This window comes from Streptomyces sp. NBC_01571 (genome assembly GCF_026339875.1).
GTDB lineage: Bacteria > Actinomycetota > Actinomycetes > Streptomycetales > Streptomycetaceae > Streptomyces.
In genome coordinates, this window is the sequence record NZ_JAPEPZ010000001.1 from 6,615,931 (window position 1) to 6,642,370 (window position 26,440).

Here is a 26,440-nt window from a genome sequence, read left to right on the forward strand (position 1 = left end):
ACCATACCCCGGAATCGCGCATATGCGATGGCCGATTTGGTCACGTAGTCGTCGTCACACTGGATGAGCAGGGACTTCCCTGTCGCGGTGGGCGGGCTATTGTGCGCTTCATGACGACGCCTGACAACGCCGCTGACACGTCCGCCGAGGCACCCGGCGACACCACCCCCGCGGCCACCCGGGCCGCCGCGCGGAACTGGGACACGGCCTCCGCCGACCCCCAGTACCGCGCCGCGGTCGTGGACCTGCTCGGAGCGCTCGCGTACGGCGAGCTGGCGGCGTTCGAGCGGCTCGCCGAGGACGCCAAGCTGGCGCCGACGCTGAGCGACAAGGCGGAGCTGGCCAAGATGGCGTCGGCCGAGTTCCACCACTTCGAGCGGCTGCGGGACCGGCTCTCCGGGATCGGGGAGGAGCCGACCGGCGCGATGGAGCCGTTCGTCGCCGCGTACGACGGCTTCCACAAGCAGACCGCGCCCTCGGACTGGCTGGAGGGGCTCGTCAAGGCCTATGTCGGCGACTCGATCGCCAGTGACTTCTACCGGGAGGTCGCCGCGCGGCTGGACGAGGACACGCGCGGTCTCGTCCTCGGCGTCCTGGACGACACCGGGCACGCGAGTTTCGCCGTGGAGAAGGTCCGCGGCGCGATCGACGCGGACCCTAGGGTGGGCGGCCGGCTCGCGCTGTGGGCGCGGCGGCTGATGGGCGAGGCGCTGTCCCAGTCGCAGCGGGTCGTCGCGGACCGCGACGCGCTGTCGACGATGCTCGTGGGCGGCGTGGCGGACGGCTTCGACCTCGCTGAGGTCGGCCGGATGTTCTCGCGGATCACCGAGGCCCACACGAAGCGGATGGCGGCGCTGGGCCTGGCGGCCTAGTTCTTGTCCGGCCCGGTCCGAACCCCGTCCTTACGGGATCCGCCGTCGCCCGGTGCGGTCATGCCGTCGCCGAGCGGCGGCGAAATCTTTCCGCCGGGCGCAGCAGCAGCGAGAGCAGCGCGGCGGAGACGATCGCGGCGCCGAAGAGGATCACCGGGTAGTACCCGGAGCCCAGCGCCGTGTGGGTGAGGAAGGCTCCGAACAGTCCTCCCGCGACGCCGGTCGACAGGACCAGGCTGCGGGCGGGCAGGCGGTGCGGCAAGCGGCGCGAGGCGGCCCATGCCAGGGCCAGACCGAGCGCCGCGGCGCCGAGCGCTTCCAAGAACATGGTGGGGGTCCCTCCCGCACGGCCCGTGCAAATCGGTCGTAGCCGGTGTACCCGTGACGTGCGGAACGCAATCCTCCCCTGGGGCGGAACTGTGCTCCGTCTGTGGTGCGGGGACGAAGCCGCTCGGGGTGCGGGGACGGATTCCGGTTGTCGCGCCGGTACGGGTTCCGGGCAGGTGCGCGGAGGGGCCCGGTGACACCGTCACCGGGCCCCTCCGCGTGGCTGACTACAGCGCGCTGAATCCCACCTTGCGCTGCGTGGGCTCGCCGAGCTCCACGTAGGCGAGGCGGTCGGCCGGAACCAGGACCTTGCGCCCGTGGTCGTCCACGAGGCTCAGCAGCTGCGACTTGCCGGCCAGCGCCTCGGACACCGCGCGCTCGACCTCTTCCGGGGTCTGACCGCTCTCCAGAACGATCTCGCGGGGCGCGTGCTGCACGCCGATCTTGACCTCCACGGCTTTGTCCCTCCGACGGTCAGTCATGTGCGCGTTCATCCGCGCCGTACGCAGCACACATTAGCCCGGTGAGGGGACGTACACGCTCCGCCCGAGAACGCCAGGAGCGAACAGCGGGTGGGAACAAAGTGGCGGTCAGTGGTGGTCGGTGGTGTGCAGCGGGAAGCCCGCGATGCCCCGCCACGCCAGCGAGGTCAGCAGCTGGACCGCCTGGTCGCGCGGCACGCTGCGGTCGCTGTGCAGCCAGGAGCGGGCCACCACCTGGGCCAGACCGCCCAGACCGGAGGCGAGGAGCATCGATTCGGCGCGCGAGAGACCGGTGTCCTCCGCGATGACGTCGCAGATGGCCTCGGCGCACTCGTGAGTGACCTTGTCCACGCGCTCGCGGACCGCCGGCTCGTTCGTCAGGTCGGACTCGAACACCAGTCGGAATGCGCCGCCGTCGTCCTCGACGTACGCGAAGTACGCGTCCATGGTGGCGCGGACGCGCAGCGAGTTGTCCGTGGTGGACGCCAGCGCGGCCCTCACCGCCTGCAGCAGGGACTCGCAATGCTGGTCAAGCAGGGCGAGATACAGGTCCAGCTTGCCCGGGAAGTGCTGGTAGAGAACCGGCTTGCTGACGCCCGCGCGCTCGGCGATGTCGTCCATGGCGGCCGAGTGGTATCCCTGAGCAACGAACACTTCCTGGGCGGCGCCGAGGAGCTGGTTGCGTCGGGCACGGCGCGGCAGGCGAGTGCCCCGCGGGCGCGCCGCCTCTGTCTGCTCGATGGCTGTCACGCCGCCTCCCAAAATTGTCCACTTGCGGTGTGCGCCGCGCCGCCATCGTACTTTTCGGTAACCCCGGTGTGCGCGGTGCGAGCGCAGAATTTCACGGACCGGACGCCGGCGATAGCGGCACAGAGGCCGTCCAACGGGGGCAGGGCGGGCGCCGTGACACCCGGATCACCCCCGGTCACCCGCCGGTGCGTGCGGCCTAGCGGTAGTCGTCCTCGTTGAGCTCGACGACTCTGGCCTGTTCGGCGAGGTCCGCCTCGTCGGCGTTGAGGGGGTCGCCCACGGTCTGGCCGCCGTCGTCCTGCGGTGTCAGTTCCGCGTGCTGTTCGGCGGCGTCGGCCTCGGGGGCCTCCGGGTCGAGCTCCGGGCTCTCGTCAACTACTGCGGTGAAGGTCTCGGGGTCCGTGGGGTCGACTGTCATGGTTCCTCTTCCCGAGCGGTGCGAGTGCGCTCCTGTGCGTCTGCGAGTGCCCTCGTCTGAAGCCTAGGAGACACCCGATCCAGACGCTATGCGATTCGCCCACCATCTGTGACGGCGAACACATGAACCACTGCGTGATCGTCTCGTAACATTGCCGCATGTCTTCGACCGAGCTGCCCTCCGTGCTGGCCGCCACCGTCACGCCGAGGGTCGGGACCGTCCGCGTCGCGGAGGGGGAGCGGCTGAGATCGGTCGGTCTGCCCGGGATCACGCTGACCGTGCGTTCCCGGCCACCCGCACGCGAGGGGCTGCCGCCCGCGCTGTACGTGCACGGACTGGGCGGTTCCTCGCAGAACTGGTCGGCCCTGATGCTGCAGCTCGACGGGCTCGTCGACGGCGAGGCCCTCGATCTGCCGGGCTTCGGCGACTCGCCGCCACCGGACGACGGGGACTACAGCGTCACCGGGCACGCGCGCGCCGTCATCCGCTACCTGGACGCCGCGCGCGGCCCCGTGCACCTGTTCGGCAACTCACTGGGCGGCGCCGTCGCCACCCGGGTCGCGGCCGTGCGGCCCGACCTCGTCCGCACGCTCACGCTCGTCTCGCCCGCGCTCCCGGAGATCCGCGTGCAGCGCACCGCGTGGCCGACCGCGCTGCTCGCGGTGCCCGGGGTGGCGGGACTGTTCACCCGGCTCACCAAGGACTGGAACGCCGAACAGCGCGTCCGTGGGGTCACGGCGCTCTGCTACGGGGATCCCGGCAGGGTGACGCCCGACGGGTTCCGCGAGGCGGTCGAGGAGATGGAGCGGCGGCTCGCGCTGCCCTATTTCTGGGACGCCATGACGCGCTCGGCGCGCGGCATCGTGAACGCGTACACGCTGGGCGGCCAGCACGGACTGTGGCGGCAGGCCGAGCGGGTGCTCGCGCCGACGCTGCTCGTCTACGGCGGCCGTGACCAGCTCGTCGGCTACCGTATGGCGCGACGCGCCGCGCGTGCGTTCCGTGACGGCCGGCTGCTGTCCCTGCCGGAGGCGGGTCATGTCGCGATGATGGAGTACCCGGAGACGGTGGCCATGGCCTTCCGTGAACTCCTCGCGGAATCCACCGAGTCGACCTCGTCGGCCGTCACCGGTGCGGGGAGCTGAGGCAGGGCGTGGGACGACACAGTCGCCGGGGGCGGCCGGAGAAGAGCGACACGGGGGGCAAGCCGGGGGCATCGGCACCCGGTGCGGCGCCGGGTACGGCCCAGAGGCCGGGAGGCGCGCCGCAGGAGGCCCCGCGCGGCGCACTGGGCCCCCGGCCGCCCCGCCCTCAGACGGGCGGGACGCCTCCCGCGGGAGCGCCCCGCGGGACGGACGGGACCCCGGCGCACGGAGTGCCGCGCTTCCAGGACCGCTTCCAGGACGGGACCCCGGCCCACGGCATACCCCGGCAGTCCGACGGGACGCCGGCCCACGGGGTGCCGCGGGTCGCCGACGGGACTCCGGCCCGTGGTGTGCCGCGTTTTCCTGATGGGACTCCGGCACACGGGGTGCCGCGTTTTCCCGACGGGACGCCCGCGCACGGCATCCCGCGGACGGCCGACGGAACACCCGCGCGCGGTGTGCCCCGGATGGCCGAGGGCGCTCCGGCCCGAGGGTCGGCCCAGACGCGTGGCGGGCACCCCGAGCAGCGTGAGACCGGCGGTGGCTGGGGCGATTTCGGGGGCGGTCCGCCGAGCGGAGTCGTGTACGGCGGCCCCCGGGCGACACCCCAGGCCGCGCCCGGCGGCCACTCAGGCCCCGCGGCGCCGGGCGGGCCCCGCGTCCCCGGCCAACGCCAGGAGGCCGGAACAGGGCAGGGAACCGGTTCCGGTTCCGGTTTCGGGTCCGGGTCCGGGCGTGGACCCCGGCAGGCCTACGTCGACGCCTTCGACGAGGACGGCACCGGAGACGTCGACCTCTTCGAACCCCGCCGTACCACCGCACTCCGCAGCGCTCCCCATGGCCCCGTCACCGACTGGGATCCGCAGATCGTCGAGGAGGCGCCGCCGCAGCCCGACGAGGAGGGCAGGTCCAGGGGCGGCAAGGGCCGGACGTTCACCGGCATCGCCGCGGCCGCCGTCACCACCGTGCTCGCCGTCGTGGTGGCCGGACAGGTGGCCACCGGGCGCGACGGCGGCGGCGCGCACACGCAGTCCGCCGCCGGTGCGGGCCGGGGCGCCCTCGGCCCCGCCTCACGCGGCGACGGCCGGGCCACCGCGTCCGGCACACCGGGCGTGCAGCCCGTGAAGACGCTGACGTACGACGAGAAGATGGGCGAGAAGTACCCGCTCGGTCCCAAGCTCAAGGCGTCGGGCAGGTTCGACGCCGTCACCGGGTTCGACAAGGCGCCCGGCAAGGGCCGGAAGTACACCTATCGAGTGGATGTGGAACAGGGCCTCGGACTTGACGGCGCGCTCTTCGCGCAGGCCGTGCAGAAAACCCTGAACGACCGGAGGAGCTGGGCCCACAAGGGCGCCCGCACCTTCGAGCGGATCTCCTCCGGCAGGCCCGACTTCGTGATCACGCTGGCCAGCCCGGGCACCACCGCCGAGTGGTGCGCCAAGTCCGGCCTGGACACGACCGAGGACAACGTGTCCTGCGACTCGGCCTCCACCGAACGCGTCATGATCAACGCGTACCGCTGGGCCCAGGGCTCCACGACGTACGGCGACGCGATCCACCCCTACCGGCAGATGCTCATCAACCACGAGGTCGGCCACCGGCTCGGATACGGCCATGTCAGCTGCGAGAAGGACGGCGCGCTCGCGCCGGTGATGCAGCAGCAGACCAAGTTCCTCGACCATGACGGGATTCACTGCCTGCCCAATCCCTGGCCGTATCCTGGCAGTTGACCCTGAGTCGACAGGAGTCACGTCCGTCACGGGCCGGACCACGTTGACATGCTCCGAAAGTTCGTTCATATTTCTGCGCATGTGGTCCAGTCCTGCCGTCCGTCGCGCCGCCATCGAGCTGGCGCTGATCGGCGTGACCGCGCTCTGCGTGGCCGACATCCACTGTCGCTGACGTCCGCCCCCGGCGTGCTCGTCGCGATTCCGTTTCCTCCGTGACCGCAATGGTCCGTGACCTTTCGGCGACCTGACGCCGGGGCAGACGTCTGTTCACTTTCGTCTCACTCCTCGTCAATCTGTCTCATCATCCGAGAGGTCGTCTTCCGATGCGTCAACCGTCCGTGAACAGAGCCCGTGTGGCCACCGTTTCGCTTGCCCTGGTCGTGGCAGCGGGCGCCGCCGCCTGCGGGCCCGAGGACAACGATGCCAAGGGCGCCGGGGGCGACTCCGAGCTGCGGAAGGGGGGCACGCTCACCGTCCTCAACGCCAACCCGCAGGAGGACTTCGACCCAGCGCGCCTGTACACCTCCGGCGGCGGCAACGTCCCCTCCCTCGTCTTCCGTACGCTCACCACCCGCAACCGCGAGAACGGGGCCGACGGTGCCAAGGTCGTCCCCGACCTCGCCACCGACACCGGCCGTCCGAACAAGGACGCGACCGTGTGGACGTACACCCTGAAGAAGGGCCTCACGTACGAGGACGGCACGCCGATCACCTCCGCCGACATCAAGTACGGCATCGAGCGTTCCTTCGCGGCCGAACTCTCCGGCGGCGCGCCCTACCTGAGGGACTGGCTGATCGGCGGCGCCGACTACCAGGGCCCCTACAAGGACAAGAAGGGCCTCGACTCGATCGAGACCCCGGACGACCTCACCATCGTCTTCCACCTCGACAAGCCCGAGGGCGAGTTCCCCTACCTCGCCACCCAGACGCAGTTCACGCCCGTCCCGAAGGCCAAGGACAACGGCACCAAGTACGAGGAGCACCCGATCTCCTCGGGTCCGTACAAGGTCGTCAAGAACGAGAACGACGGCGAGCGGCTGATCCTGGAACGCAACACGCACTGGTCCGCGTCGACCGACGCCGAGCGCAAGGCCTACCCCGACAAGATCGACGTACGGTCCGGTCTGGACTCGTCCGTGATCAACCAGCGGCTGTCCTCCTCCCAGGGCGCGGACGCCGCCGCCGTCACCACCGACACCAACCTCGGCCCGGCCGAGCTCGCCAAGGTCACCGGTGACAAGGAACTCGCCTCGCGCGTCGGCACCGGGCACTTCGGCTACACCAACTACATCGCCTTCAACCCGAAGGTGAAGCCGTTCGACGACCCGAAGGTGCGGCAGGCGATCTCGTACGCCATCGACCGCACATCGGTGATCAACGCGGCCGGCGGCTCCTCCCTCGCCGAGGCGGCGACCACCTACCTGCCGAACCAGAAGTCCTTCGGCTACACGCCCTACGACCACTTCCCGGCGGGCGCGTCCGGCAACCCGGCCAAGGCCAAGGAACTCCTGAAGGAGGCAGGCCACCAGAACGGCCTCACCGTCACCCTCACGCACTCCAACGACAAGGACTTCGAGACCAGCCCGGAGATCGCCACCGCCATCCAGGACGCCCTGAAGAAGGCCGGAATCACCGTCAAACTCCAGGGCCTGGAGTCCAACGACTACAAGGACAAGATCCACGGCGCCAAGACCGAGCCCGGCTTCTTCCTCGCCCACTGGGGTGCCGACTGGCCCTCCGGCGGTCCCTTCCTCGCCCCGATCTTCGACGGCCGCCAGATCGTCAAGGACGGCGCCAACTTCAACACCGGCTTCCTCGACGACAAGGCCGTCAACGCCGAGATCGACGCCATCAACAAGCTGACCGACCTCGACCAGGCCGCACAGCGCTGGGGCGCACTCGACAAGAAGATCGGCGAGCAGGCCCTGACCGTGCCGCTGTTCCACCCGGTGTACAAGCGCCTCTACGGCAAGGACGTCAAGAACATCGTGATCAGCGACTGGACCGGCGTGCTGGACATCTCCCAGGTCGCGGTGAAGTAGCGCCGTGAGCGAGGCAATCGTCGCCTCCCAGGCCCCCGGGACGGACATGTCCGTCCCGGGGGCCTCCGGGGCCCGTCAGTTCTGGCGGCGGCTGCGCACGCAGCGCGCCGCCCTCGTCGCGGCGGCCGTCGTCGCGCTGCTCGTCCTGGTCGCACTCGCCGCACCGCTGCTCACCGCGGTCGAGGGCCAGGACCCGACCACCTACCACCCCTCGCTCGTCGACTCCGCGCGCGGCGGCGTACCCCTCGGGTCGCTCGGCGGTGTCAGCGGCGACCACTGGCTCGGCGTCGAACCGCAGACGGGCCGCGATCTCTTCGCCCGCCTCGTCTACGGCGCCCGGGTCTCCCTCGGTGTCGCGTTCGCGGCCACCCTCGTGCAGGTCCTCATCGGCGTCGTCGTCGGTGTCGCGGCCGGCCTCGGCAACCGATGGGTCGACCAACTGCTGAGCCGCGTCACCGACATCATCATCGCGATGCCCCTCATGATCATGTCCCTCGCACTGCTCGCGATCGTGCCCAGCAGCTTCCCGCGCCCCGTCCTGGTCGCCCTCATCATCGGCCTGGTGGCCTGGGGGTCGACCGCGAAGATCGTGCGCGCCCACACGCTGACCCTCAAGGAGCTCGACCACGTGGCGGCGGCCCGGCTCAGCGGCTGGGGCCCCTGGCGCGTCGCCCGCCGCGAACTCCTGCCCGCGCTGGCCGCGCCCGTCATCACGTACGCCGCCCTCCTAGTCCCCCTGAACATCACCGTCGAGGCGGCGCTCAGCTTCCTCGGCGTCGGCGTGAAGCCGCCGACCCCCTCGTGGGGCCAGATGCTGACCGCGGCCGACGTCTGGTACCAGGCGGCACCGCAGTACCTGCTGTTCCCGGCGGGCTCGCTGTTCCTCACCGTGCTCTCGCTGACCGTCCTCGGCGACGGGGTGCGCACGGCCCTCGACCCGCGCGCGGCCTCGCGGCTGCGCATCGGCACGGGACGCAAGCGGGAGGCCAGGGCATGAGCGGCCTGCCCGGGGCCGGCGGATTCACCGGATTCGCCGTACGGCGTCTGGTCGGCGCCGTCGTCACCCTGCTCGCGATCTCCGTGATCATCTACCTCGTCTTCTACGTCGCACCCGGCGACGTCGCCCAGATCACCTGCGGCCCGCGCTGCTCGCCCGCCCAGGTGCACCAGGTCTCCGAGCAGTTGAAGCTCGGCGATCCCCTGTACCTGCGCTACTGGCACTTCCTGCAGGGCATCGTCGTCGGACACGACTACTCGACGGGCACCTCCGTACAGCACTGCGGCGCGCCCTGCCTCGGCCTCTCGTACCAGAGCGACCAGCAGGTCACCCACCTGATCTGGACGAAGCTGCCCGTCACCCTCTCGCTCGTGCTCGGTGCGATGGTGCTGTGGCTGGTCCTCGGCGTCGGCACCGGCGTGCTCTCCGCGTGGCGGCGCGGCCGGATCACCGAGCGCGTGCTGACCGGCATCACGCTCGCCGGCACCGCCACACCCGTCTTCGTCATCGGCCTGGTGCTGATGATCGTCGTCTGCGGACAACTGCAGTGGCTGCCCTTCCCGCAGTACGTGCCCTTCACCGAGGACCCCGAGCAGTGGGCGTGGAACCTGCTGCTCCCCTGGCTGGCGTTCGCGCTGATCGAGGCCGCCAAGTACGCCCGGCTGACCCGGGCCTCGATGCTGGAGACCCTCGCCGAGGACCATGTCCGCACCTTCCGCGCCTACGGCGTGGGGGAGCGCTCGATCATCGGCAGGCACGCCCTGCGCGGTGCGATCGCGCCGGTCATCGCGCTGAATGCCAATGACGTCGGCTCGGCGATCGGCGGCGCCGTGCTCACCGAGACGATGTTCGGACTGCCCGGCCTCGGACGTGAACTCGTGCACGCGGTGCAGGTCGTCGACCTGCCGGTGGTCGTCGGGATGGTCCTGGTCACCGGCTTCTTCGTGGTCTTGGCCAACGCCGTCGCGGACGTCCTGTACGCGGTGGCCGACCGACGGGTGGTGCTGTCGTGAGTCTCGTGAGAACAGACGAATCCTTGGCCGGCGGCCCTGAAGACACCGACGGCACTCTCGTGGACGTCCGCGACCTCGTCGTCGGGTTCGGGTACCTGCGTGCCGTCGACGGGCTCTCCTTCACCCTCAGGAAGGGCGCCGCGCTCGGACTGGTCGGCGAGTCCGGCTCCGGGAAGTCCACCGTGGCCTCCGCGCTGCTGGCGCTGCACCGGGGCACCGGCGCGCGCGTCGGCGGCGCGGTGCGGGTGGCGGGAGTCGACGTACAGGCCGCCTCCGACGACGAACTGCGGCGGCTGCGGGGCGGGAAGGCCGCGATGGTCTTCCAGGATCCGCTGTCGTCACTCGACCCGTACTACGCGGTCGGCGACCAGATCGCCGAGGTGTACCGGGTCCATGTGAAGGCGTCCCGGCGCGCCGCACGCGCGCGTGCCGTCGAGGTGCTCGACCGCGTCGGCATCGCGGACGCCGCCCGCCGCGCCCGCTCGCGCCCGCACGAGTTCAGCGGCGGCATGCGGCAGCGCGCGCTGATCGCGATGGCGCTGGCCTGCGCGCCCGACCTGCTGATCGCCGACGAGCCGACCACGGCCCTCGACGTGACCGTCCAGGCCCAGATCCTCGACCTGCTGCACACCCTGCGGGAGGAGACCGGGATGGGGCTGCTGCTGGTCACGCACGATGTGGGCGTGGCCGCCGAGAGTGTCGACGACGTGCTGGTCATGCGGCACGGGAAGGCGGTCGAACACGGGCCGGTCGCGGCGGTCCTCGGGGCGCCGCGGGAGGCGTACACACGCGAACTGCTGGGCGCGGTCCCACGCGTGGACGCGCCACGGGTCCGGCCCGGGACCGGGTCGGCTCCTGCCGGGGCGGGCGGGGGCGGCGGGGCGGATGGGCGCGAGGCGTCGGTCGGTGTCGGGTCGGACGCTGGTGTGTCGGACGGTGGCGTGTCGGTCGGCGGCGCGTCGGACGGCGGTGTGTTGTTCGGCGGCGCGTCGGACGGCGGTGTGTTGTTCGGCGGCGCGTCGGACGACGGTGTGTTGGACGGCGGTGTGTCGGACGGTGTCGTGTCGGTCGGCGTTGCGTCGGACGACGGCGTGTCGGTCGGCGATCCGTCCGGTGGTGCGTCCGGTGACGGGGCGGTCGGTGAGATCGTTCTCGAAGCGGTCGGTCTGCGGCGCGAATTCGGACGCGGCAAGCGCCGGTTCACCGCGGTGGACGGCGTGTCGCTCGCGGTCCGGCGCGGGGAGACGCTCGGCGTCGTCGGCGAGAGCGGCAGCGGCAAGACCACGCTGGGGCGGATGCTGGTCGGGCTGCTGGAGCCGACCGCCGGGTCGGTCCGGTACGAGGGCCGGGCACAGTCCGGCGTCCGTCCCACCGTCCAGATGGTCTTCCAGGACCCCGTCTCCTCCCTCAACCCCCGGCGCAGTGTGGGCGAGTCGATCGCAGACCCGCTCCGGGCCCGCGGCGAACGGGACGAGACCCGCATCAAGGGGCGCGTACGGGAGCTGCTGGAGCGCGTAGGGCTCGAAGCGGCGCACTACGACCGCTACCCGCACGAGTTCAGCGGCGGACAGCGCCAGCGCGTCGGCATCGCGCGGGCGCTCGCCGCCGACCCGCACGTCATCGTCTGTGACGAACCGGTCTCCGCGCTCGACGTCACGACACAGGCCCAGGTGGTCGCCCTGCTCGCCGAACTGCAGCGCGAACTCGGTCTCGCGCTCGTCTTCGTGGCGCACGACCTGGCGGTCGTGCGCCAGGTCAGCGACCGGGTCGCGGTGATGCGGCACGGCCGGATCGTCGAACACGGCCCCGCCGACGAGGTGTACGAATCCCCGCAGGACCCGTACACGAAGCAGCTGCTGGCCGCCGTACCCGCACTCGATCCGGAGGTCGCGGCCGAGCGGCGCAGGGCCCGCGGACGGCTGGCCACAGTGTGACGAGGCGTCACCGCGTGATGCCCTAGCGCGACAGAACGCGACCTGCGCGGGAAAGTTACGCCCGTTCACCCCTTTTGGTGGCGCGATGGACAACCGTCCGTCGCGCCACCGCCATGTCCGCATACGTTCTTCCCGCTGCGAGCCGCCGGGTCAACGGCGGCTCCCCATATGGGAGATCGGGGGTGCACTCGTGCGCATCGGACTGCTTACGGAGGGTGGCTATCCGTATGTGAGCGGTGACGCCAAGCTCTGGTGCGACCGGCTCGTGCGCGGGCTCGGGCAGCACGAGTTCGACATCTACGCGCTCAGTCGCAGCCGACGGCAGGAGGACGAGGGCTGGGTCCAACTGCCGCCGCAGGTCGGCCGCGTACGAACGGCTCCGCTGTGGACGGCCGAGGACGACGGGGCGGTGCACGGGCGCAGAGTCCACGGACGCCGGGCGCGACGGCGGTACGCCGAGTGCTTCGGGGAGCTGGCGGCGGCCGTGTGCGCGGGCCCGGGAAGCCTGGACAGCCCCGAGAATTCCGGCGCTTCCGGTGGAGCGGGGGTGGCCGGTGGCGCGGGGGAGGCCGGTGGCCCCGGTGCCTCGGGAGGACCGGGCGTCACGGGTGGACCGGGCTTCGTGGGCGCTCCGGGGGTTCTCGCCGGCTCGGGGGATTCCTTCGGCCTTGAGGCGGACCGTTTCGCCACTGCGCTGTACGGCCTCGCGGAACTCGCTCGGGACGAGGGTGGCCTGGCCGGAGCGCTGCGCTCCGAGGGCGCCGTGCGCGCATGGGAACGCGCCTGCCGCGCGCCGGGCGCACTGCGCGCCGCGCGCACCGCTCGCGTGCCCGACCTGCTCTCCGTCGCCGCCCACGTCGAGCGGTCGCTGCGCCCCCTCTCACTGGACTGGTACACGGACGACGGGCTCGGCGCGGTCGACCTCTGCCACGCGGCCGCCGGGGGCTCGGCGGCCCTGCCCGGCCTGCTCGCCCGGCACTTCGCCTCGGTCCCGCTGCTCGTCACGGAGTACGGGGTGCCGTTGCGCGCGCACTATCTGGCCTCCGCCGCCACCGAGGAGGCGCCCGCCGTACGGGCGTTGCTCGCCTCCTTCCACGGCAGGCTGGCCACCGAGGTCTACCGCCGGGCCGCGCTCATCACGCCCGGCAACACCCACGCCCGCCGCTGGCAGGAGCGCTGTGGCGCCGACCGCGCCAAACTGCGCACCGTCTACCCCGGCATGGAGGCGTCCCGTTTCGCGGAGGTGGGGGAGAACGCCGAGGGCGCCGGCTGCGCGGACCCGGACACGCTGGTCTGGGTCGGCCGCGTCGAACCGTCGAAGGACCTGGTGTCCCTGCTGCACTCCTTCGCCGAGATCCGCAAGGAGGAACCGAAGACCCGGCTGCGGATCTTCGGGGCGCCCGCCGACGGGCCGGACGGCGCGCTCTACCTCGCTCACTGCAAGGCGCTGGCCGCCCACCTCTTCCCCGACGAGGCCGAGGGCGCGCACGCGGTCGGCGACAACCCGGTGTCCTTCGAGGAGATCGGCGGTCCGGAAGCCCCGGGGCTCGCGGAGGCGTACGCGTCCGGTGCCCTGGTCGTCCTGTCCAGCGTCGTCGAGGGCTTCCCGATCAGCCTCGTCGAGGCCATGTTCTGCGGCCGCGCCACGGTGTCCACCGACGTCGGCGCCGTCGTCGAGGTCATCGGCGGTACGGGACTGGTGGTGCCGCCACGCAATCCGCGGGCGCTCGCCGAGGCGTGCGTGGCGCTGCTGCGCGACCCCGAGCGGCGCGCCCGCCTCGGCGCCGCGGCACGCGCGCGTGCCCTCGAACTGTTCACCATCGAGCAGAACGTCGAGGCATTTCACGGCATTTACCTGGAGATCGTCTCGCACTCCCCGATCCGGCGGGTCGTCGTGGACGCCACGGGCGAACCACTGCCCTTCGGCGTACCCGCCGAGGCCCACGTTCCCGGCCGCTGGACCGAGGCCCGCGTCGTCGCCGCAGGACGGCCGCGCTGGGCGGCGGGGGCCCCGGTACGCGCGACGGTTCCGCTGACCGCCGGGGAGGGCGCGTGATGAGCGATCCGGGCCGCACCGAAGGACTACTCGGCGAACTGGACCGGCCCCCGACACCGGAGAGTTCCGGGGCCTGGGACAAGCAGTCGGTGGAGTGGCTCGTGGAGGGCGAGGAGTCCGTGGGGGACGAGGAGCCCGTGGCGGACGAGGAGGTGGACTCGCGGCCGTGGAAGGCCGTTCCGAACGGCGGGAGTCCGACGGGGACCCCAGCCGCGACCGCACCCGGGGATGTGCCGTTGCGCGCATCCGTACCGGCAGCTGGACCGGCATCCGTACCGGTAGCCGAATCGGTGGCCGTACCGGCAGTCCCACCGGCACCCGCGGACGGCTCCGCGCTCACAGCCGCGCTCTCACCCGTGCCCACATCCGCGCTTACATCCGTACCCACAGCCGGTCGCGCATGCGGTCCCGCATCGGGTCCTGTGGCTCGCGACACCGGGGTCGGGGCTGAGGCAGGGGCAGTGGCGGGGGCTCGGGGCGTGCGCACGAGCGCGGTGCCCGACGCCTCGAACGACGCGGGCGGGCTCCCCGGACAGTCCCGCAGACCCCTCGGCCGCCGGAACGCCGTGGACCCGGTGAAGGCCCTGATGCACCGGCACCGCGAGCTCTGCGAACGAGCCGTCGACCCGCTGGAGATCGCGGCGGGCCTGGAGGCACACGGACTGACCGACCGGACGGCCACCCGCTTCCGCCACCGTGACGTGTTCTCCCTCGCCGAGGAGATGTACGCACGCCGGGCGCGCGACGTGGAACCGGCCCCGCAACCCGCCCCCGCGGAACGCTCCCGCGCACGCGCCGGCTGGGCCGTGCTCGCCGTACTGCCCGGCGTCCTCTGCACGGCGACCCTGACCGGACTGCGGTTCACCGAAGGACGGGCCCATCTCGCCGTCGCCGCGGCCGGCATCCTCGCCGTGGCCCTCGGCCTGCGCGCCGCCCTGCGCCACGGCCCCCTCAGCACCGCCCACCGCTCGACGAACGGGACCCGGGCGTGGACCTGTTGGCTGATCGCGTACGCCCTGTTCGGCGACGGACTGCTGAGCGGCGCCCTCTCCGGCGGACCCGACGACCCCTGGCCGGCCGCCACGGCGCCCGTACTCGCCCTCACACTGTCCTGCGCCCCCGCGGCCTGGTGCGCCCACCTCTTCATGGCGCGCGCCCGCCGCGGACTGGCCGCCAGCCGGGGCCTGGAGGAGTTCGCGGTCTCGGTGAGACCCGTGCTCCTTAGTGTGTTCGCCCTGTTCCTGGGCGCCCTCGGTGCTCTGCTCGCGCTGTGCGGGGCGGCCCTGGACGAGCCCCCCGCCTACGCCGGAGCGATCGCCCTCGGCGCGCTGCTGCTCCTCGCACGCCTGCTCGCGACGCGCGGCTTCACCCACGCCCCCGCCGTCGTGCTCGGCGCCGCCGGCGCGGCCGAGGCGACCGCGACGGCCACGGTCTTCGCCGGCCGCCTGCCCGGCTGTTCGTTCCTGGGCACGCCCGCCGAGACCGTCGCCTACGCCTGGGGACCCGGCGCCGTCCCGGCCCTGGTGTGCGGCGCGGGCGCACTCGTCCTCCTGATCCACGCGACCCGCACCCTGACCCGGGCCTCGGCCCACGCCGCACCCGACGAGACGCCATGAGCAGCGCCCCCGCCCCCGACCCGGGCCGCGCCCACGGCGGCGCACAGCACGCCGCGCCGCCCGCCCCGCGTCACGAACCGCGCACCGCGACCCGGCCCGCGGTCCCCGCCACCCTCGTGAGCCGCCGCAAGCGACGCCCGAGGGTCCAGCCCCTCTGCAGGGCCCACCTCTCCCGCGGGGCCGACACCGCGGGCCTCCCTTCCGACCCACGGCACCACCCTGAAGGAGAACGCCAGATGATCACCTCCCGAACCGGAGAATCCGCCCCGGGAGCCGCCCGATGAGGGTCCTGCTGATCGGAGCCAACGGATACCTCGGCCGTTTCGTCGCCGACAGACTGCTCGCCGACCCGGCCGTGCAACTCACCGCGCTCGGCCGGGGCGACGACGCCGACGTACGGTTCGACCTCGCCTCGGGCAGCCCCGGCGCCCTCACCCGTTTTCTGGACGCGGTGCACCCCGGGGTCGTCATCAACTGCGCCGGTGCCACCCGTGGCGGCGCCCGCGAACTGACCCGGCACAACACCGTCGCCGTCGCCACCGTCTGCGAGGCCCTGCGGCGCAGCGGGTGCGGGGCGCGGCTCGTGCAGATCGGCTGCGGCGCCGAGTACGGGCCCAGCCAGCCCGGCTCGTCCACCGCCGAGGACGCCGTTCCGCGCCCCGGCGGCCCGTACGGCGTCAGCAAGCTCGCGGCCACCGAACTGGTCCTCGGCTCCGGACTCGACGCCGTCGTCCTGCGCGTCTTCTCGCCCGCCGGGCCCGGTACGCCCGCCGGGTCCCCGCTCGGCCGCCTCGCGGAGGCCATGCGGCGCGCCATGCAGTCCGGCGACGGCGAACTCAAACTCGGCGGACTCGGCGTCCAGCGCGACTTCATCGACGTCCGCGACGTCGCCCGTGCCGTCCACGCCGCCTCCCTCTCCGCCGCACAGGGCGTCATCAACATCGGCTCGGGCCGCGCCGTCCGCCTGCGCGACGCCGCCGCCGTCCTCGCCCGCGTGGCCGGCTACGGCGGCACGCTGCACGAACTCGACGGCCCGCCCGGACCCATGAGGGCACCCATCGGGCACCCGCGCCCCGAACCGGACCACGGGGGCCCGGTCGCCTACCCCTACCCGGACGGCTGCGGCAGCTGGCAGCAGGCCGATGTGCGCACCGCGCGCGACCGCCTCGGCTGGCGGCCCCGGATCAACCTCGAGGAGTCCCTCGCCGACATCTGGATGGAGGCGGCATGCCGCATCTGACCAGCGCCACGCCGGGCACCGCGAGCACCGACCTGAGGACCGGCTTCGGCATCCCCGGCTATGCGCACCCCCTCGTCGCACCGGCGGAATGGGGCTCACTCACCCGCCCCGGCACCCCCCTGCACTGGGTCGTCCTGAACGTGGCCGAAGGCCCGGGCGTCCGCCCCGACCCGCACTGCCTGGAGGCCGTCGGCCGACTCCGCCACGCCGGTGTGCGCGTGCTCGGACGCCTGGACGTCACGTACGGCGCACGAGCCGTCGGTGAGGTGATCTCCGAGGCGCACCGGTATCTCGACTGGTACCGGGTCGGCGGGTTCCTCCTGCACCGCTGCCCCACCGAGCGCGCCGCGCTTCCCGAGGTCCGCCGGACGGTCAGCGCACTCCGTGCGCTTCTCGACGACCCCCACATCGTGCTCGGTCACGGCACCCACCCCTACCCCGGCTATGCCGAGAACGCCGACCAACTGGTGACGTTCTCCGGCCCCTGGAGCGACTACCGCTGGTCGCAGGTCGCCGAGTGGACCGCCGACTACGCGCCCGAACGCTTCTGCCACTTCGTGCACGGTGTGCCGCGCGGTCATCTGGACGAGGCGCTGCGTATCGCCCGCTGGCAGGGCGCCTCGACCATCTACCTCACCGACCGCACGGAACGGGGCGGTCGCGCCGACCCCTGGGAGACGATGCCCGGCTACTGGGACGAGATCGTCTCGCGGATCGGAACGGGTGTCTCGGAATGAAGAAGGGCGTGGCAGTGTTACGGGGAGAACAACTGTAGTGATTGACCGACCAACGGAGTCCCCGTGTCGCTGCCACCCCTGGTCGAGCCGGCTGCCGAGCTCACCGTAGACGAGGTCCGCAGGTACTCCCGCCACCTGATCATCCCCGACGTGGGCATGGACGGGCAGAAGCGGCTGAAGAACGCCAAGGTGCTGTGTGTGGGCGCCGGCGGCCTCGGGTCCCCGGCGCTGATGTACCTGGCCGCGGCGGGCGTGGGCACGCTCGGCATCGTGGAGTTCGACGAGGTCGACGAGTCGAACCTGCAGCGCCAGATCATCCACAGCCAGGCGGACATCGGCCGATCCAAGGCCGAGTCGGCGCGCGACTCCGTGCTGGGCATCAACCCGTACGTGAAGGTAGTCCTCCACGAAGAGCGGCTCGAGGCCGAGAACGTGATGGACATCTTCAGCCAGTACGACCTGATCGTCGACGGCACGGACAACTTCGCGACCCGCTACCTGGTCAACGACGCGTGCGTGCTCCTCAACAAGCCGTACGTGTGGGGCTCGATCTACCGCTTCGACGGCCAGGCGTCCGTCTTCTGGTCCGAGCACGGTCCCTGCTACCGCTGCCTCTACCCGGAGCCCCCGCCCCCCGGCATGGTTCCCTCCTGCGCCGAGGGCGGTGTCCTGGGCGTGCTGTGCGCGTCCATCGGCTCCATCCAGGTCAACGAGGCGATCAAGCTGCTCGCGGGCATCGGGGAGCCCCTGGTCGGCCGCCTGATGATCTACGACGCCCTGGAGATGCAGTACCGCCAGGTCAAGGTCCGCAAGGACCCGAACTGCGCGGTCTGCGGTGAGAACCCCACCGTCACCGAACTCATCGACTACGAGGCCTTCTGCGGCGTCGTGTCCGAGGAGGCCCAGGAGGCCGCGGCCGGCTCCACGATCACTCCCAAGCAGCTCAAGGAGTGGATCGACGACGGCGAGAACATCGAGATCATCGACGTCCGCGAGATCAACGAGTACGAGATCGTCTCGATCCCCGGCGCCAAGCTGATCCCGAAGAACGAGTTCCTCATGGGCACCGCCCTGGAGACCCTTCCGCAGGACAAGAAGATCGTCCTGCACTGCAAGACGGGTGTCCGCAGCGCGGAGGTCCTCGCCGTCCTGAAGTCCGCGGGCTTCTCGGACGCGGTGCACGTCGGCGGCGGCGTGATCGGCTGGGTCAACCAGATCGAACCGGACAAGCCGGTCTACTGAAACACCCCCTTGGCGGGCTGCGGAGTTGCTCCGTGGCCCGCCTTTTGCTGTGTTTCAGCGGTCGTTGCCGGTCGTCGTTTGTCGTCGTTGGCCACCCTCGGACGGCCCACAGACGGCCCGGCATCGGGACGCCGAATTGCCTCTAGCGCCAGCGGCCGGAACCGCTGGCGAACCGTAGTCGTGCGTCTTCCAATCGCTCTCTGAAGCAACCAAGTTGCAATCACAGAGAGTGCCTGTCAGTGACTCAACGGAGGTATATCGTCGTTCATATGAGTGAGACTGACGCGCAGGCAGCCGCACAGTGGATGCTGGCGCAGATCACGGATAGCCGTAGTCACGAGCTGTTCCAGATGGACGCAGCGGATCACGTAGCGAAGCACTTTGACCCGGGCCTTACATACGTGAACGACAACGGAAACCTAGCGATCAGCAAGGAAGTCCTGTCAGCTTTCCGCAAGATGAGTGAGGGGACGGTCATCTGGGAGCGGGGGGCAAGGTACTGGCGCCTGCGCAACGACCGCGACCCGGAAGGTAAGCGACAGGCTGATTGAAGCGCCGGGCGGACATGAGAGTCCGGTGAGTGCCCGAGCGCGCTTGTCGCTTGTCTTGTCGCTTGTCTTGTCGCTTGTCGGCTCGCAGGTCAGAGCATGGTTCGTGGTCTTCCGGGCTCCGTCCGCGCCCTGTCGCGACAAGCGACAAGACAAGTGACAAGGAGCGGGGGCGACGCAACGCTCGCGTGTGATGGAGGGCAAGAAGGGGCGGCCTACGGCCGCGGGCCTCTTGGCAGCTCGCTGCGCTCGCGCGGCCACCACCATCGCGACCGAGGCCGTAGGCGCCCCCAGGGGCCCCGATCCCCCCGTGCGGGGGCTTCGCCTCACCCAAGGCTCGAACGGCTGCCCACGACCCCACACAGGCGCGGCAAGGCGCCAGCTTCCAGACGCCTCCACGCGCGCGTGCGCGTAGGGCCCCCTACCCGGAAACCGTGGAAACCAGGAAACCCGCAGGCCAGGGGCGGTTGCGCGGGGTCAACTGACTCTGCCGACTCAACCGGCAGCATCAACCACCACGAATCGGGCAGCGTCCAACCCTGCACTGGGCTGGCGGGGACATAAGCAAGAGGAGCACGTCCCGGCGCAGGGTGCTCCTCTTGGAATGCCTCCCAGGGGCCTTCCAAGGGGCAGACGGCAGCCAAGGGCGAGTGTCGATTGCTCTGCCGCCCGCGTGGCTAACCGAGGCTCTTCAGAGGGAGAGCCACGTCGGCCACCGCCCCCCTCCTGAAGAGCCGCCCCTCTCTTACTAGAGAGTTGAGGGGAGATAGCGTCCGCAGCGTCCGCCGGGCACATCTCACCCCCTCTGACCTGCGCGGTTCCTGCGGACGCTAAACAAAATGTCTAGCGTCCGCCAGCGTCCGCAGCGTCCGGACACGCTCCGCTACTAAAAGCCTCTTTCCGCTGGTCAAGGCGGCTCTTCAAGGTTGGCGGATTGCGGACGCTGACCCGAGCGGGGAGAGCCGAAGACACCACCCGGGGCGGGCGAGGTGGCGTCTTCAACACCTACCTACGGCAGAGGGCGCAACGGCGCCTGCCGTCGCACGGCGGCCGTCGCGCGCGAGCGCAGCGAGCTGCCAAGAGTCGCGCGGCCATATGCCGCTCCGCTCTTCGCCTTGAGGACTCTTGAAGGTGTCCCCCGCGGGGGAAGACCTCAACTGACTACGCTGGTGTGCACCAGCCAACGAATGGGGAGCGTGCTGCGGGGATGGCAGAAACCAAGACGGCTCGGGTAGAGCGCACGATCCGTGAGTGGGTCGGAGGGGGGAAGCTCTCGCCAGGCGACAAGATGCCGTCCGAGCGCACACTGACGGAGGAACTCGACATCGGCCGCACCGCCCTGCGGCAGGTGCTCGCGCGGCTCGTAGCGGAAGGCGTGCTGGAGGTGCACGGCCGGAGTTCGTACCGAGTGCCGGCGCCCTCCCCCACTCAGCGACGCGTGGGCGTCACCTCGGGAGAGCTAAAGCCGTGGCAGATCTACGGCGAGCGGCCTCTGTATGACAACCGCTGGGTCCGCCTCGCCCTGGTCGACGTCGAGCCGCCGGGCGTGAAGCGCTTTGAGCACCACGTGGTGCGGCTACAGCACGTCGCAGTCACGGCCGTGCTGGACGACCAAGACCGCGTGCTCATGCTGTGGCGATACCGATTTGTGCCGGATCAATGGGGCTGGGAGCTCCCCGGCGGCATCGTGGACGCGGGCGAGGACGCCCGTACATGCGCCGCGCGGGAAGTCGAGGAAGAGACGGGCTGGCGCCCTGCCAACCTTGACCACGTCGTCACATATCAACCCATGGTCGGCATGGTGGACTCGCCGCACGAGATCTTCGTAGCGCACGGTGCAGAGCATGTAGGCGAGCCAACGGATGCGGAGGAAGCGGGCCGCGTGGAGTGGGTACCGCTCACCGACATCCCCGACCTGATGGAGCGTGGTCAGCTCATGGGGTCCGGCACTCTCATTGCCCTGCTGCATGTGCTCGCGAACAGGAAGAACGCGTCTACAACCTCTGCGTGAGCTGATCGATCCTGCGGCGATGCCGCGCCGATCCGGTGCGGCTCGCCAACAGGCGCGCGGTCCGCAGGTGCTCTTGCGCCTGGTCGTACTCACCACGCGCGAGGTGAGCCTGAGCAAGGTCACAGCGGAGTCCGGATTCTGCACGGACGAACGTGGAATCGAGCGAGTCAAGCGCCTGGTAGAGGCTGCCCACCGCGTCGCCATCCCCGAGCATCGCAAGGGCGTTGCCGCGCCAGCGGGCCAAGTGTGAGCCATTCAGGAAGATGCTCAACATGTCCGGATCTCTGGCTTCGTCGCCGGGCGGCAGCACCGACGCGGCCATGTCCAGCGCCCTGCGGCAGTCGTCGGCCAGTTCGGGTCCAGCCTTGGCGCACAGCTCGGCTTCGGCTGCGTATAGCCACGCCTGAAGACGCGGAGACATGTGGCCGTCTGCCACCCTACGAGCGTCTCGTACGAGCGCCACGGCCAGTTCCGACCGTCCCGCCTCGCTGAGCACATACGCCTGTTCAGCCATGGCGTGCGCGAGGTACATGGGCTCTCCGGCTTCCTGCGCTGCACGCTTGCCCAACTCATAATTTCGCCAGGCGCGTTCGACAGCTCCCGCATCCAAGGCCTGCCAGGCCGCGAGCGTCGCGGCGGCAGCCAGCGCCTGAGCAACCGGCCGGCGGGTGTCAGGGAGGACCGCAAACGTGAGCGCATCTTCGAGGCGGGCCAGATGGCCCGTCATCTGGTCGACGAGAGCGGCGGCCCCCATCTGCCTGTCCATCGTGCGGAACAGCTCGGTCTGATCAGTGAAGGTCTTCACCATGCTCAGGCCAACGCTCCGAGCCGAATCGATTCGGCTGATCAGTTCGTCGTAGCCACCCGCCAGCGGCGGCCCGGCCACCTGCGCCTCCCCAAGCAACTCCCCATCGGTCAGGCCGAGGAGAGGCCGGAGGATCGCGGCAAACCTCGCTGAGATCTTGCGCCTGCCGTTCTCCCATTCGGAGACGTAGACGCGGAGGCTGGCGGTCGTCGGGACGTCAAGCGCGTGCTGACGGGCGTATCGCTCGATCTCCCGCACGAGACGTTCCTGAGACCAGCCGCGAGCATTTCGAGCGCCCCTCAGCCGTTCACTCACGCATATCACCCCTAGTCGCAAAGCTGTTCGGGCCTCACAACAGGATGCACTAAATCCCGCAGGTCGGAAGGGGTTAACAACACTCTTAACACCCCAGCCATTAGGGCCTGTTGGCTACCGGCACCCCCCTTCACGGGCGTTCCCTCGGAGCATGCAGCAACCGCGAACCCAACGGAATCTGCGCGCACCCTCTTGCATCTGGTGCGCACCAGATGGAAACTACTGGTGCGCACCAGATTGGAACGCAAAAGCGGGCCATGACGCACATACGTCGCCATGGCCCGACACAGCAAGGAGCGGCCACCTACCGCCAAGCAGTCAGCCGCTCCCTGACCCTCGAAGGGGCATATCCATCATGCCTGGAACCAAGACGGAAAGTGCAGTTGGCCAGTCGACGTCTCGGGGCAACGGTCCCGGCGGGCGGAAGCTGGCGCCGGGCGAGATCATCGCTCTCACGCCGAAGCAGTCGGAGCGGTTGGCTGAGCTGTACGCCGAGTGGGGCGGGAGCCGTCTGGACCGGTACGCGGCCCGCAAGCTCATGAACCACGGCATGAGCCGCGCTCAAGCCTGGGAACTGGCCGAGGACATCACGCAGAACGTGTGGGTGGGCATCGCCAGGGAGACCACCAAGCCGCTCATGGCGGCCGACGAACTGAGCGAGGACGAACGCCGGATCTTCCTGTTCGGCAGGGTCAAGACCGAGGTTCACCAGTACTTCCGCCTCGGGTCGACATCGGAGTACCCCGTCGACTTCACGGACCCGGTGACCTGCAACCTCGTGTGCCCGGTGCTGCCCGGTGGCTGCGCGCGCACGGCGTTGCCCGCCTATCTGGATGCCATGGTGTCCAAGCTGCCGGAGCGTGAGCGCGAAGCCCTGTTGCTGCGCTTGGAGGGCATGCCCATGCGGCGGCTGGCCGAACGCGTCGGTGTCAGCTACCCGACCGCCAATCGGCTCGTGGAAACGGCCCTGCTGCTGATCCAGATCGACAACCCCGAGTTGTCGGCGGCCCCCGTGTCGCTGGAGTCGCTCCCCCAGTGGGAGCGCGAGGAACTGGCGCACATGAGCACGGCGCAGCGTGCCGCCCTGCTGCGGATGGATGAGAGCTCCCGCCGGGCCCTGCTGCTGCACGTGGGCCAGGGACTCAATATCACCGAGGTGGCGCGGCGGTTGAACGTGCCGCGCTATCAGGTGCTTCCGGTGCTGGGAGCCTGCGCGACCGCACTGCGCTCGCTGACCGCCGACGACATGGAGCAGGCGGCATGAGCGACGACGTCAACTTCGACGACCGGATGTTCATGGAGAGCCAGGCCGTCTACCAGCGAATCCTGGACGGCCAGGTCACCGACGTCGTGGCCGAACTGATGGACGCTCAGCTCCGGGCCTCGGAGGAATCGGAATGAGCCGCGTCCACCCCATCAACTCCGCCAAACGACGCGTGCGGAAGGAACAGCTTGCACGCCGCCACGGGCAGCGCTGCGCCTACTGCCGCCGCCCGTTCGCCGACCTGAGCGAAGCCACCCTCGACCACATCGCACCTCAGTCGCTGTGGCGGTCATGGTCGGTCACCTCGCTCATGTTGGCCTGCATCGACTGCAACCAGGCCAAGGCCGACCGGCTCCCGTTCTCGATCGCCCTGCTCTTGCTGGCGTGGGCCGACCCGACCGCGCCGATCGCCGCACCGGTCGACTGGCCCGTGCTGGCCCGACTCGCACACGCCAACCAGTCGGCCTTCGCGGCGGTGTGGTCGCCCGACCCGATCGCCCTACGGTCTACGGCTGACCTGCGTGACGAGCCGCGTCACACCCGACGTCACGGCACCCCGCAGGGAGCCCGGTCGGTCTGTCGTGAGGGCTTCCGTCGACCCTCGATCCGACCCGACTACCTCCGCGCGCCCCGACCGGTTCGGACGTGCGCGGGCCCGACTGGAGAGGCGGTGTTCGCGTGACGTCCGTGAACGGTGCGCTGAACGGATCGACCCGGCCCGTGAACAGCGGGAACGGCGCCGTGAACGCTGAATCGACCCGGGCCGTGAACGCGCCGAACGGTTCCGTGAACGGCGCGGCCCGTCGCGTGAACACCCGTGAACACCTGCCGTCCGGCCCGATCGGATCGACCGGCCACCGTACCGAGCGCGGCGACGAGGGAGGAAAGAAGCCGCCCGCCGCCGCCCGGATCGTGGCTATGGCGCGCGAGCAGTACCGGTTCGTCACCTCCCCGGACGGCCGCCCCTACGCGGTCGCCATCGACGGCCCCAACACCGCGCTGCCGCTGCGGAACAAGGGTGGACTGCGTCAGCGCCTGGCCAAGCAGTTCGCCTACGACTACCCCGGCGAGGTGGCCTCACAGTCCGCGCTCGCGGACGCCATGACGGTGCTGGAAGGCATCGCGGAAGACACCGACCCCGTTCCGGTGCACCTGCGGGTGGGACGCGACCCGGCCGGCGGAATCGTCGTCGACCTCGGCAGCACCGACGGCCGCGCGGTCGTCGTCACCGCAACCGGCTGGAACATCGTCGACCGGGCCCCGGTGCTCTTCCGGCGCTCCGGAGCCATGGCCCCGATGCCCCCGCCCGTGCTGGACGGCGACGGCCTGGCCAAGCTGCACGCCCTGCTGAACATGGATCAGCCCACCTTTCACCAGCTTGTCGCGTGGCTGGTCGCGGCCTGGATTCCCGACATCCCGCACCCGGCGCTGGTGTGCAAGGGCGAGCAGGGCACGGGCAAGTCCAAGGCCGCGCAGATGTTCATCAACCTCGTCGACCCCTCACCTGCCTCCAAGCGCAGCCAGCCACGCGATGAGAAGGCGTGGTCGCGGCAGGCGTTCGCCTCATGGGCTCTGTGCCTGGACAACGTCAGCACGATCCCGCCGTGGCTCTCGGACACCCTGTGCAAAGCCGTGACGGGTGACGGGGTCGTCGACCGGGCTTTGTACACCGATGACGACGTGGTGGTGCTCACCTTCAAGCGGGTGCTCGCGCTGACCACGATCGACGCGGGAGCTCTCGCGGGCGACCTCGCCGAACGCGTCCTGTTGCTGGACTTGCAGCTCATCGACTCCGGTCGGCGCCGCTCTGAAGAGGAGTTGGACGCCACCTTCGCGGCCGTACGGCCTGCCGTGCTCGGGGCCCTGTTCGATGTGCTGGCCTGCGTCCTCGCGGTCCTGCCGTCGGTGCGGCTGGAGACCATGCCGCGCATGGCGGACTTCGCTCGTGTCCTCGCCGCGGTCGACGAGACCCAGGGCTGGAACACCCTTGGCGACTACCTTGCGACCTCGGAGAACGTCGCCACGGACGCGTTGGAGGGTGACCCGTTCGCCATGGCCATCGCTCGGCTGGTCGACCAGGCCGGTAGCTGGCAGGGCACTGCCGGACAGCTCTTGGAGGCACTGCCCGCGCCGTTGGTCCGGCCGCCGAACTGGCCCAAGGACCCCACCCGCGCGAGCGGACGCGTCAAGCGCCTCGCCCCGCTGCTCCGCTCGATCGGGATCACCGTTGATGATACGCAGCGTAGTCGGGACCGGACCCGGCACAAGCTCCTGACGCTCGCACGCGCGGCCCCCGAGGACGAGACAGCGTCCGCACCCGAACAGGGCCCTCTGTGGCCGGAGGTGGCCCCGCCGGGGCGCCTTGAACCTCCATCTGACCAGTACTGACGTAGCCGGAATGCCAGCCGGGCCGGGCCGCACACCAGCGGCCCGGACACGTCGAAGCTGCGGACGCTACAGCCGTCCAGTCCCCGCAGCGTCCGCACTAGCGTCCGCACTTCTCACCCGCTCTGGCCTGCACAGATTCGACCGTGCGGACGCTAAGGAGCTGCGGACGCTGCGATACACCAACTCTCTAGGACCGCGACCGGCATCACTCCCACGCACCGCACGACGGACACGAGGAGTCACCACAGCCATGGCCACCACCGAAGAGCCGACCGACCCGCGCGCCCTCCTGCGCGGCGGCCTGCCGGACCGCTACCTCACCCCCGAAGACCTGGTCACGATGTTCAGCCTCCCGAGCGTCGAAACCGTCTACCAGTGGCGCCGCAAGCGCATCGGCCCCACCGGGTTCCGCGTCGGCCGCTACCTCCGCTTCAACCCCGCCGCCGTACGGGCCTGGGAAGCGGAACTGACCGCCCTCGACGACGCGGCCTGACCGGTCCGGCCCGGC

The 26,440-nt window shown here is 70.7% G+C and carries 25 protein-coding genes; 20 read left to right on the forward strand and 5 right to left on the reverse strand.

The window, feature by feature from the left end; translation table 11 throughout:
- Positions 1-101: 101 nt before the first annotated feature.
- On the forward strand, positions 102-872 hold the full coding sequence (locus tag OHB41_RS29955) for a ferritin-like domain-containing protein (protein ID WP_451288956.1): 771 nt from the start codon (positions 102-104) through the stop codon (positions 870-872).
- A gap of 58 nt (positions 873-930) precedes the next feature.
- On the opposite strand, the gene OHB41_RS29960 is transcribed toward OHB41_RS29955, so the two are convergent.
- The 4 genes from OHB41_RS29960 to OHB41_RS29975 all read right to left on the reverse strand — a co-directional run bounded on the left by OHB41_RS29960 (position 931) and on the right by OHB41_RS29975 (position 2,849).
- Positions 931-1,200 carry a hypothetical protein gene (locus OHB41_RS29960; RefSeq protein ID WP_266701215.1) on the reverse strand — a complete coding sequence of 90 codons (270 nt, stop codon included), beginning with the start codon at positions 1,198-1,200 and terminating at the stop codon, positions 931-933.
- A 226-nt stretch (positions 1,201-1,426) separates the two neighbouring features.
- Complete coding sequence (locus tag OHB41_RS29965; RefSeq protein ID WP_028801993.1) at positions 1,427-1,654, reverse strand: DUF3107 domain-containing protein; 228 nt, start codon at positions 1,652-1,654, stop codon at positions 1,427-1,429.
- Between the two features lie 135 nt (positions 1,655-1,789).
- On the reverse strand, positions 1,790-2,431 hold the full coding sequence (locus OHB41_RS29970) for a TetR/AcrR family transcriptional regulator (RefSeq protein ID WP_266701216.1): 642 nt from the start codon (positions 2,429-2,431) through the stop codon (positions 1,790-1,792).
- 196 nt (positions 2,432-2,627) lie between these two features.
- Positions 2,628-2,849 (reverse strand): Rv3202a family protein, encoded by a 222-nt coding sequence (locus OHB41_RS29975; protein WP_266701217.1) that lies wholly within the window; start codon positions 2,847-2,849, stop codon positions 2,628-2,630.
- A 158-nt stretch (positions 2,850-3,007) separates the two neighbouring features.
- On the opposite strand from OHB41_RS29975, the gene OHB41_RS29980 reads away from it, so the two are divergent.
- The 14 genes from OHB41_RS29980 (at position 3,008) to OHB41_RS30040 (ending at position 21,160) form a co-directional block, all read left to right on the forward strand.
- A complete protein-coding gene (locus tag OHB41_RS29980; protein WP_266701218.1) occupies positions 3,008-3,994 on the forward strand; it encodes an alpha/beta fold hydrolase in 987 nt (328 codons plus the stop codon).
- 467 nt (positions 3,995-4,461) lie between these two features.
- Positions 4,462-5,724: a DUF3152 domain-containing protein gene (locus tag OHB41_RS29985; protein ID WP_526025067.1), complete on the forward strand. Its 1,263-nt coding sequence runs from the start codon at positions 4,462-4,464 to the stop codon at positions 5,722-5,724.
- A gap of 79 nt (positions 5,725-5,803) precedes the next feature.
- Complete coding sequence (locus OHB41_RS52060) at positions 5,804-5,896, forward strand: Ms4533A family Cys-rich leader peptide (protein WP_315986905.1); 93 nt, start codon at positions 5,804-5,806, stop codon at positions 5,894-5,896.
- Positions 5,897-6,047: 151 nt separating this feature from the next.
- Entirely contained in the window at positions 6,048-7,766 is a 1,719-nt protein-coding gene (locus tag OHB41_RS29990; protein WP_266701219.1) for an ABC transporter substrate-binding protein, read from the forward strand.
- Between the two features lie 4 nt (positions 7,767-7,770).
- Entirely contained in the window at positions 7,771-8,763 is a 993-nt protein-coding gene (locus OHB41_RS29995) for an ABC transporter permease (protein ID WP_266701220.1), read from the forward strand.
- The gene (locus tag OHB41_RS30000) at positions 8,760-9,776 is read left to right on the forward strand and encodes an ABC transporter permease (RefSeq protein ID WP_266701221.1); all 1,017 of its coding nucleotides are present in this window, start codon (positions 8,760-8,762) and stop codon (positions 9,774-9,776) included. Before OHB41_RS29995 ends, OHB41_RS30000 begins: the two co-directional genes overlap by 4 nt.
- 5 nt (positions 9,777-9,781) lie before the next feature.
- A complete protein-coding gene (locus OHB41_RS30005) occupies positions 9,782-11,710 on the forward strand; it encodes a dipeptide ABC transporter ATP-binding protein (RefSeq protein WP_526024979.1) in 1,929 nt (642 codons plus the stop codon).
- A gap of 190 nt (positions 11,711-11,900) precedes the next feature.
- On the forward strand, positions 11,901-13,766 hold the full coding sequence (locus OHB41_RS30010; protein ID WP_266701222.1) for a DUF3492 domain-containing protein: 1,866 nt from the start codon (positions 11,901-11,903) through the stop codon (positions 13,764-13,766).
- 356 nt (positions 13,767-14,122) lie between these two features.
- Positions 14,123-15,382: a hypothetical protein gene (locus tag OHB41_RS30015; RefSeq protein ID WP_526025068.1), complete on the forward strand. Its 1,260-nt coding sequence runs from the start codon at positions 14,123-14,125 to the stop codon at positions 15,380-15,382.
- Between the two features lie 280 nt (positions 15,383-15,662).
- On the forward strand, positions 15,663-16,622 hold the full coding sequence (locus OHB41_RS30020) for an NAD-dependent epimerase/dehydratase family protein (protein WP_266701223.1): 960 nt from the start codon (positions 15,663-15,665) through the stop codon (positions 16,620-16,622).
- Positions 16,610-17,359 (forward strand): spherulation-specific family 4 protein, encoded by a 750-nt coding sequence (locus OHB41_RS30025; protein WP_266701224.1) that lies wholly within the window; start codon positions 16,610-16,612, stop codon positions 17,357-17,359. The genes OHB41_RS30020 and OHB41_RS30025 overlap by 13 nt, the downstream gene beginning before the upstream one ends.
- Before the next feature lie 63 nt (positions 17,360-17,422).
- Entirely contained in the window at positions 17,423-18,601 is a 1,179-nt protein-coding gene (moeZ, locus tag OHB41_RS30030; protein WP_266701225.1) for an adenylyltransferase/sulfurtransferase MoeZ, read from the forward strand.
- A gap of 269 nt (positions 18,602-18,870) precedes the next feature.
- Entirely contained in the window at positions 18,871-19,152 is a 282-nt protein-coding gene (locus OHB41_RS30035) for a DUF6953 family protein (protein WP_266701226.1), read from the forward strand.
- A gap of 1,204 nt (positions 19,153-20,356) precedes the next feature.
- The gene (locus tag OHB41_RS30040) at positions 20,357-21,160 is read left to right on the forward strand and encodes an NUDIX domain-containing protein (protein ID WP_266701227.1); all 804 of its coding nucleotides are present in this window, start codon (positions 20,357-20,359) and stop codon (positions 21,158-21,160) included.
- Here OHB41_RS30040 and OHB41_RS30045 read toward each other — a convergent pair.
- Complete coding sequence (locus OHB41_RS30045) at positions 21,144-22,223, reverse strand: NsdA family TPR-like regulatory protein (RefSeq protein WP_266701228.1); 1,080 nt, start codon at positions 22,221-22,223, stop codon at positions 21,144-21,146. The two genes, OHB41_RS30040 and OHB41_RS30045, sit on opposite strands and share 17 nt — an antisense overlap.
- A gap of 412 nt (positions 22,224-22,635) precedes the next feature.
- On the opposite strand from OHB41_RS30045, the gene OHB41_RS30050 reads away from it, so the two are divergent.
- The 5 genes from OHB41_RS30050 (at position 22,636) to OHB41_RS30070 (ending at position 26,425) form a co-directional block, all read left to right on the forward strand.
- Entirely contained in the window at positions 22,636-23,544 is a 909-nt protein-coding gene (locus OHB41_RS30050; protein ID WP_266701229.1) for a sigma factor-like helix-turn-helix DNA-binding protein, read from the forward strand.
- Complete coding sequence (locus OHB41_RS30055; protein ID WP_266701230.1) at positions 23,541-23,681, forward strand: hypothetical protein; 141 nt, start codon at positions 23,541-23,543, stop codon at positions 23,679-23,681. Before OHB41_RS30050 ends, OHB41_RS30055 begins: the two co-directional genes overlap by 4 nt.
- On the forward strand, positions 23,678-24,226 hold the full coding sequence (locus tag OHB41_RS30060) for an HNH endonuclease (protein WP_266701231.1): 549 nt from the start codon (positions 23,678-23,680) through the stop codon (positions 24,224-24,226). Before OHB41_RS30055 ends, OHB41_RS30060 begins: the two co-directional genes overlap by 4 nt.
- Before the next feature lie 59 nt (positions 24,227-24,285).
- On the forward strand, positions 24,286-25,932 hold the full coding sequence (locus OHB41_RS30065) for an AICE element replication initiation protein (protein WP_266701232.1): 1,647 nt from the start codon (positions 24,286-24,288) through the stop codon (positions 25,930-25,932).
- Between the two features lie 250 nt (positions 25,933-26,182).
- Complete coding sequence (locus OHB41_RS30070; protein WP_266701233.1) at positions 26,183-26,425, forward strand: helix-turn-helix transcriptional regulator; 243 nt, start codon at positions 26,183-26,185, stop codon at positions 26,423-26,425.
- Positions 26,426-26,440 lie beyond the last annotated feature (15 nt).

Coding starts and splice junctions, on each gene's coding strand:
- OHB41_RS29960 (WP_266701215.1), bottom strand. CDS start 1,200: ATGTTCTTGGAAGCGCTCGGCGCCGCGGCGCTCGGTCTGGCCCTGGCA.
- OHB41_RS29975 (WP_266701217.1), bottom strand. CDS start 2,849: ATGACAGTCGACCCCACGGACCCCGAGACCTTCACCGCAGTAGTTGAC.
- OHB41_RS29980 (WP_266701218.1), top strand. CDS start 3,008: ATGTCTTCGACCGAGCTGCCCTCCGTGCTGGCCGCCACCGTCACGCCG.
- OHB41_RS29985 (WP_526025067.1), top strand. CDS start 4,462: ATGGCCGAGGGCGCTCCGGCCCGAGGGTCGGCCCAGACGCGTGGCGGG.
- OHB41_RS52060 (WP_315986905.1), top strand. CDS start 5,804: ATGTGGTCCAGTCCTGCCGTCCGTCGCGCCGCCATCGAGCTGGCGCTG.
- OHB41_RS29990 (WP_266701219.1), top strand. CDS start 6,048: ATGCGTCAACCGTCCGTGAACAGAGCCCGTGTGGCCACCGTTTCGCTT.
- OHB41_RS30000 (WP_266701221.1), top strand. CDS start 8,760: ATGAGCGGCCTGCCCGGGGCCGGCGGATTCACCGGATTCGCCGTACGG.
- OHB41_RS30020 (WP_266701223.1), top strand. CDS start 15,663: ATGAGGGTCCTGCTGATCGGAGCCAACGGATACCTCGGCCGTTTCGTC.
- OHB41_RS30025 (WP_266701224.1), top strand. CDS start 16,610: ATGCCGCATCTGACCAGCGCCACGCCGGGCACCGCGAGCACCGACCTG.
- OHB41_RS30035 (WP_266701226.1), top strand. CDS start 18,871: ATGAGTGAGACTGACGCGCAGGCAGCCGCACAGTGGATGCTGGCGCAG.
- OHB41_RS30040 (WP_266701227.1), top strand. CDS start 20,357: ATGGCAGAAACCAAGACGGCTCGGGTAGAGCGCACGATCCGTGAGTGG.
- OHB41_RS30050 (WP_266701229.1), top strand. CDS start 22,636: ATGCCTGGAACCAAGACGGAAAGTGCAGTTGGCCAGTCGACGTCTCGG.
- OHB41_RS30055 (WP_266701230.1), top strand. CDS start 23,541: ATGAGCGACGACGTCAACTTCGACGACCGGATGTTCATGGAGAGCCAG.
- OHB41_RS30060 (WP_266701231.1), top strand. CDS start 23,678: ATGAGCCGCGTCCACCCCATCAACTCCGCCAAACGACGCGTGCGGAAG.
- OHB41_RS30070 (WP_266701233.1), top strand. CDS start 26,183: ATGGCCACCACCGAAGAGCCGACCGACCCGCGCGCCCTCCTGCGCGGC.